This window comes from Acinetobacter sp. UBA5934, assembly GCF_002430855.1.
In the GTDB taxonomy this organism is placed as follows: Bacteria; Pseudomonadota; Gammaproteobacteria; order Pseudomonadales; family Moraxellaceae; genus Acinetobacter.
Window position 1 is genome coordinate 1 of record NZ_DJDC01000010.1, and the last position, 4,542, is coordinate 4,542.

At 32.2% G+C, this 4,542-nt stretch carries 7 protein-coding genes; 5 read left to right on the top strand and 2 right to left on the bottom strand.

Annotated elements, in window-relative coordinates; genetic code table 11:
- The 3 genes from B2Y23_RS00480 to B2Y23_RS15430 all read left to right on the top strand — a co-directional run.
- A partial coding sequence (locus B2Y23_RS00480; RefSeq protein WP_291368364.1) for a hypothetical protein occupies positions 1-829 on the top strand: 829 nt, incomplete at its 5' end.
- Positions 830-838: 9 nt separating this feature from the next.
- Positions 839-1,576: a methyltransferase domain-containing protein gene (locus B2Y23_RS00485; protein ID WP_291368366.1), complete on the top strand. Its 738-nt coding sequence runs from the start codon at positions 839-841 to the stop codon at positions 1,574-1,576.
- Positions 1,576-1,890 (top strand): EamA family transporter, encoded by a 315-nt coding sequence (locus B2Y23_RS15430; protein WP_409515238.1) that lies wholly within the window; start codon positions 1,576-1,578, stop codon positions 1,888-1,890. The genes B2Y23_RS00485 and B2Y23_RS15430 overlap by 1 nt, the downstream gene beginning before the upstream one ends.
- On the opposite strand, the gene B2Y23_RS00490 is transcribed toward B2Y23_RS15430, so the two are convergent.
- A complete protein-coding gene (locus B2Y23_RS00490) occupies positions 1,881-2,294 on the bottom strand; it encodes a divergent PAP2 family protein (RefSeq protein WP_291368368.1) in 414 nt (137 codons plus the stop codon). The genes B2Y23_RS15430 and B2Y23_RS00490 overlap by 10 nt on opposite strands.
- 16 nt (positions 2,295-2,310) lie before the next feature.
- Positions 2,311-3,189, bottom strand: a complete 879-nt coding sequence (locus B2Y23_RS00495; protein ID WP_291368370.1) for a decaprenyl-phosphate phosphoribosyltransferase — start codon at positions 3,187-3,189, stop codon at positions 2,311-2,313.
- Between the two features lie 28 nt (positions 3,190-3,217).
- Here B2Y23_RS00495 and B2Y23_RS00500 point away from each other — a divergent pair, with 28 nt between their 5' ends.
- Both B2Y23_RS00500 and B2Y23_RS00505 read left to right on the top strand, forming a co-directional pair.
- A complete protein-coding gene (locus tag B2Y23_RS00500) occupies positions 3,218-3,625 on the top strand; it encodes a GtrA family protein (protein WP_291368372.1) in 408 nt (135 codons plus the stop codon).
- 3 nt (positions 3,626-3,628) lie between these two features.
- Positions 3,629-4,542, top strand: a 914-nt coding sequence (locus B2Y23_RS00505; protein ID WP_291368374.1) for an FAD-binding oxidoreductase, incomplete at its 3' end; no start/stop codon positions are given.

The window sequence follows — 4,542 nt, forward strand, 5'->3', positions numbered from 1 at the left end:
TTATATCTATCTAGGTGATGAGCTAGGTAGCCAGTATGGTTATGGTGTGGATGTGATGTATCACACTGTTAGTGAAAAAATTATTAATTTAATGGTTTTTCCATGGTCTATCCTGGATAAAAGTGTTATCTATTTTAGTATTATTTTCTTAATTCTTCCTTTTTTAATGGGATATAGCTTTTCAAGAGATTTGAAAAAAATTATTCCAATCTTTATTTTTTTATTGATTTGGTTTGCTTTACCTCATTTCATAAATAAAACATATTTTATTTATGAGCGTTACTCGATTTTATTTTTTGTTTTCTATTATTTGTTATTTGATCATAAGAAAGAATATTTTTATTCTAAATACTTTAAAGTTTTATTTTTTATTTTAGTCTTTTATTTAATGCTAGAGGACTATAAAAATATTTTTTTAGCAAAAAAAGAAACGACTGATTTTTCGGAAGTTATAGAAGTATTGCCAAGTGAAAAACGTGTGTTAGGTCTGATCTTTGAGCCTATTAGTTCAAGTGTTAGTATTCCATTTACTTATGTTCATTTTGCTTCTTGGTATCAAGCACAAAAAAATGGATGGAGTGATTTTAATTTTGCGTGGTTTCATCCACAAATCGTAAGATATAAACCATCAAAAACTCCAGAGGTTAAACCGGGATTTGAATGGACACCACAACATGTTCAATACTTAAATGCATGTGATAATTATGATATATTAATTGTTAGAGCTTATGATATATCTGTGAGGCACTTGATAGAGCATAGCACTTGTCGTAATTATACGTTATCAGTACATCATGGCTCTTGGCTGATTTTTGAGAAAAATAAATAGGTAGTTATTATGGGGCACATCTACAAAGATTCATTTTTTAATTATATTGATATTTCATCATCTCGATCAGCTAAAAAGTTTATTGAAATGATTGATCTACCTTTAAATATTCAGACTATTCTAGATATTGGTTGTGGGCGTGGGGCTTGGATTGCTAAATGGGAAAAAAGTGGAAGATCCGTATTCGGTGTAGATGGTGAATATATTGATTTAAATAACTTATTAGTTTCTACAGAAAACTTTAAGTATCAAGATATTTCTCAAGATTTTGATTTAAATAAAAAATATGATTTAGTTCAGTGTTTAGAAGTGGCTGAACATTTGGCTGAAAAAGATTCAGACACTTTGGTAAATAATATAGTTAAACATGGTGACATTGTTTTATTTTCAGCTGCTGTACCGGGTCAAGGTGGGGAGTTTCATGTTAATGAACAGCCTCTAAGTTATTGGGTAGAAAAATTTAAACATCATGGTTACGTATGTTTTGATTATATAAGACCTCAAATTTCTAATGAAAAAAGTATAGAGCCTTGGTATAGGTACAATTCTCTTTTATTTGTCAAAAGTGAAAAAGCAAATGATTTACCTGAAGAAATAAAGCTAACCCAAGTAATCGATACCTATAATTATAATAAATTCGTGAGCCAATCATGGATTATTAGAAATGGGATTTTAAAAGTTTTGCCAGCAGAAATTATTAATATCATTGCGAAATTAAAGCATTATACAATCGCTTTGAGTAAATGATGATATATTTAATTTTGCTACTCAGTAGCATATCGGCTGCAGTAGGACAAATTTTTCTGAAAAAAGGAGCATATAGCTTTTTTAATGGCCATTTGTTTTTTGGCGTCTTTCTTTATTTTTTAGGCTTTCTCTTATGGGTTTATTGTCTTTCGAAAATAAACCTTACTATTGTATATAGTTTTACATTACTTACCTTTGTGATGGTATTTTTGTTATCTTATTGTTTTTTAAATGAAAAATTAAGCCTAATGAGTGGTTTAGGTATTCTAATTGTCTCTCTAGGCTTTGCAATGATTGTTAAGGGTCAAACATAATAAATGGAAACCAAATAACCTACTAATATTCCTAAAAAAAATCCAATAATAATTTCTAACTTACTATGACCAATACGCTCTCTTAATATAGGTTCTTTATAGTTTTTTAGCTTATTAATTTCGATAGCATGTTGTTCCATCTTTTTTCTTAACCCATTTGCATCTAATATCACAATAAAAGCTAGGGTGAGTGCAACGCCAAAAGCAGGCGTATCAATTCCATCCTTAAAAGCAATCAAACTCGCCATACTACTCACGATTGCGCTATGGTTGCTCGGCATACCACCATAACCAATTAAATCAAAGGCAAGTCTTTTTTCTTTTAAACAATTGACTACAAATTTTGTTATTCCACAAACTAACCAGGTAAAAAATGGAGTAATTAAATAAATATAATAATTCACACAAAATACTCAAAAATTAAGTTGGAAATAAAACCCAAATACAGCATCCCACCCAAAGCAATACAGTCAGTAATATTTGTTTATCCTGAATAATCACATCTGTTGGAGATTCACCACCTTTTAAAGTTTCAACTATGTACCAATAACGGAACAAACCAAAAATGACCAATGGAACAGTAACAACCAACTTTGGCTGAACCTCCATAACATAAAGGCTATAAAAAACTACGGCTGTAACAGCTGACATTTCAGCAAAGCGATCGATTAAAGTTACTGAATAATAGGCAAGAACTCCTCGACTTTGCGATCCGCTTTGTAATAGTTCTTGACGCCTTTTAATAGAGGCTAAATACAATGAAATACTCAGTGTTGTAATAAACATCCAATGTGAAACAGGAACAGTAAGTGCCATTGCACCAGCATAAACTCTCAGCACAAAACCAAAAGCCACAATAAAAATTTCAATAACAGGTTCATGTTTTAATTTGAACGTATAGGCCCAATTTAAAACTAAATAAATGAAAATCAAATAAATGACGTTTGGAACCACAGCCCAAAAACTGATAAGCACAATATAGAGTAATGTCAATAAAATAATTGCACTTTGAGGACTAACTTGGCCAGAAGCCAAAGGCCGCTTCTTGGATTTCTCTGGATGTATTCTATCTTTTTCTATATCTTTAAGATCATTCACAATATAGACAGCTGATGCAGCTAAGCAAAAAAGAAAAGCCGCTAATAAAGTAGAATAAATAGAATCAGGGTGTAAAAATTCACCCGCAAAAATTAAAGGCGCAAAAACAAAACTATTTTTAACCCATTGCTTTGGCCTGACTAACTTAATCAGTCCTTGCATTTCCCCTAGAAATGTCCTTTTTTGTGCTATATCATGCATTTAATTCACAACACTATTAAAATTTTAAATGATTGATTCGTTTAGACTTGCAATGCTCTATACGGCATTTGCGATAGTTGCTACGCTATGCAACATCTTAGCACAAGATATTTTTAATTATTTGTACTCTGGTGATTTTTCAATCTTAATTTCAATCCTCATCGGTACTGGTTTTGGGCTTGTTGTCAAATATATTTTAGATAAAAAATATATTTTTCAATATAAAACAAAAACTGCCGAACATAATCGACAAATTTTTTTTCTATATACCATTATGGGTATTCTAACAACTATGATCTTTTGGGGCTTTGAATTTGGATTTCATTATATTTTCGAAACAAAAGAAATGCGCTATCTTGGGGGGATATTTGGTTTGATGATTGGTTATATCTGTAAATATTATCTGGACAAACGATACGTATTTCGAAAGGTGTAAAGCATGTCAAAAGTACAGTCTTGGGGAAGACTTTCAGATTTTGATCACAATGTTATTCACTTTCATACCACTGATCATATCTGTAAAGAGCTTGGAAATTATTTACCTGGCGTAGCCTATGGAATGGGTCGTAGCTATGGAGATGCTGCATTAAATCCTCAGGGTAATTTATGGTCTTCTTCTGGATTGAATCACCTGATTTCATTTAATCAGCTGACAGCTGAATTACATTGTGAAGCGGGTGTAACATTACAGGATATTCATCGAACGCTGATTCCTCAGGGGTGGATGTTACCAGTATCACCGGGCACACAAATGATTACGGTGGGTGGGGCAATAGCAAATGATGTACATGGGAAAAATCATCATGGTTTTGGTTCATTTGGTGATCATGTTATATCGATAAAATTGCTACGGACAGATGGTGAAATTATAGAATGCTCACATGCAGAAAAATCAGAATGGTTTTATGCAACATTGGGAGGTATTGGATTAACAGGCATTATTCTGGAAGCCAGGTTACGTATGCGGAAAGTGGATAGTTCATGGATTCAGGCTCAAACTATTCCTTATCATAATCTGGAAGAGTTCTTTGAATTATCTGCTGCTTCTGAGGCAAATTGGGAACATACGGTTTCATGGCTTGATTGTAAAAACAGTGCATCTGCTAGGGGGCTTTTTATTCGTGGTAATCTGGCAAAAATACAGGGAAAATCTGAGCCTGAATATAAAGATAAAACTTTTCCATTTACACCGCCTATTTCTTTAATTAATAAGCTGAGTTTGTCTGCATTTAATTTTGCTTATTTTTATGGAAATTCAATGAAAAAAAATCCATATAAGATTCATTATGAACCGTTTTTTTATCCATTGGATAGGCTGCATGAATGGAACCGGATGTATGGCAATGCTGGCTT

Bases quoted from the DNA above. Each gene is read 5' to 3' on its own strand.
- B2Y23_RS00485 (WP_291368366.1), top strand. From the start codon at position 839: ATGGGGCACATCTACAAAGATTCATTTTTTAATTATATTGATATTTCA.
- B2Y23_RS15430 (WP_409515238.1), top strand. From the start codon at position 1,576: ATGATATATTTAATTTTGCTACTCAGTAGCATATCGGCTGCAGTAGGA.
- B2Y23_RS00495 (WP_291368370.1), bottom strand. From the start codon at position 3,189: ATGCATGATATAGCACAAAAAAGGACATTTCTAGGGGAAATGCAAGGA.
- B2Y23_RS00500 (WP_291368372.1), top strand. From the start codon at position 3,218: ATGATTGATTCGTTTAGACTTGCAATGCTCTATACGGCATTTGCGATA.